This window comes from Streptomyces africanus (assembly GCF_002150735.1).
Classification (GTDB): Bacteria; Actinomycetota; Actinomycetes; order Streptomycetales; family Streptomycetaceae; genus Streptomyces; species Streptomyces africanus.
In genome coordinates this window covers 1-1,681 of sequence record NZ_MUKA01000560.1, presented here as the reverse complement: position 1 = coordinate 1,681, position 1,681 = coordinate 1, and the positions used below count along the sequence as shown (strand labels likewise).

The 1,681-nt window shown below is 68.1% G+C and carries 2 protein-coding genes and 1 pseudogene; 2 read left to right on the top strand and 1 reads right to left on the bottom strand.

All coding sequences use genetic code 11. From position 1 onward, the window contains the following. Positions 1-98: 98 nt before the first annotated feature. Both CCL05_RS42065 and CCL05_RS42055 read left to right on the top strand, forming a co-directional pair. Positions 99-776, top strand: a complete 678-nt coding sequence (locus CCL05_RS42065; protein ID WP_086565796.1) for a replication-relaxation family protein — start codon at positions 99-101, stop codon at positions 774-776. Positions 777-894: 118 nt separating this feature from the next. Further along, on the top strand, positions 895-1,428 hold the full coding sequence (locus CCL05_RS42055; protein ID WP_341868300.1) for a DUF6193 family natural product biosynthesis protein: 534 nt from the start codon (positions 895-897) through the stop codon (positions 1,426-1,428). A 155-nt stretch (positions 1,429-1,583) separates the two neighbouring features. On the opposite strand, the pseudogene CCL05_RS44355 reads toward CCL05_RS42055, so the two are convergent. Next, positions 1,584-1,681: pseudogene (locus CCL05_RS44355) on the bottom strand (dihydrofolate reductase family protein); the annotation flags it as partial.

Here is a 1,681-nt window from a genome sequence, read left to right as displayed (position 1 = left end):
GTGCTGTCGACCTCGCAGGAGGCCGAGCTCGAGGCACTGCCGGGATGGACCTGGGACCAGCGCGGAGACCAGTGGACCTCGATGTTTCAGCAACTTGAGTGCTTCGGGGCGACACGGGGGCACATACAGCCGAGCCTGACCCTCGGCGACGAGCAGGAGAAGGCGCTCGCCAGGTGGAAGCGCAACAACAAGAACCGTCTCCGNNGTCTCCGAGGCCGCGGAGACGACCAGGCGCTCCGGCTACGGGCGCCGCTGGCTCAGTACGGGGAGATCCTGCCCTGACTACCGTGACCGACCATGTCCGGCGGACGCTGCGCAACCTGCTCGCCGAATCCCCGGCATTGGTCGGCCGGACCCACCGCGCTCAGCAGAGCTACTGGTTCTGCACCCCGGCGGGTCTCGCCGAAGCTGCCGCCTCCGGTGAGCTCACACCGAGGGCCGGCCAGACCACCGGGAAGCGCGCGGCCAGCAAGACGGGCCTGCGCGGGCACGGCCTCGCCCTGGGCGACACCGCCATCGCCTTCCACCAGGCGGAGGCGACCGACCATGCCGACTGGCAGGTGGAAGTCGCCCACCCACCTCGGCCGGGAACTTGGTGCCCGACGGCGTGGTGCTCCTGGCCGACGGCTCCAGCGTTCGTGGAGATCGACCACACGATGTCCTACGCCCACCTGGTCGCCAAGCTGGAGCGCTACGACGCCTACGCCTTCCACGAGCGCGCCCTCCGCGTCCGGGGCGTGACTACCGGCTCACCGTGGCGACCACGGCCGGCCTGACCCTGCCCTGGAGCTCCGGAGTCGTCGAAGGACACGTAAACCGGGTGAAGACACTCAAGCGGCCCATGTACGGCCGAGCCTCGTTCCGACTCCTCCGGATGCGCATTCTCACCCGGCCATGATCTTCGTTATCAGAGGACCGGTTTCAGACAACGGCCGCGACACTATGACAGTGGACGCGAATGACGAGACCCGCGATCAACAGTTGCCCCTGCCTCCAAGACCAGTTCTGCCAGACGTAGCTGCAGCACGCAGTCGCGGGCCAGCTGACGCTGTCGAGGCCCATTGGCAGTCCCTACGACTCAGCTGGCAGTGGAGGCATGCAGTGCACCAGATCCGCTCGCCCGGGCGCCCATATCCGGGCATCGTTGCGCTGCTGGAGGCTGCCGCCGCTCAACCACGACTCCGGCGGCTGTATCCGGTCACCAGCCACTTCGCCCTGCTCTTCAGCAGCTCCACCAGCTACCCCTGGACTGTGCAGGCGGGATCGATCGAGCCCCTGCACAACGGACGGTTCAAGGTTCGCCGACGCAGTCCTTTCACCCTGATCGGCGAAGTCGAGACCGCCGAAGAGGCTGTGGCCCTAGTGCTTGAACTTCTGCCCACCGACCCCGAGCCCGTCATCGCCGCCTCCCCGGACGAGCACGGGTGACGGGGTGTGGCCACGCCCGTCGTTTCAGCACCCCGCGGCCTCTACTCGAGATCATTCACGACAGAGCGGCCAGAGCCAGAACACGTGTGAGGGCCCAGCGACCGAAGCCGCCGACGCCGGCCTGGCGGCCGTCCAGACCGTCGGACGGGGCGACGTCACGCAGGGACGCCGAGCGGCGGGTGCTCGAGCACGCGGGGCTTGTACTCGACGAGCTGGATGCGGCCGTCGAAGGTGCGGTGCTCGATCATCTCCA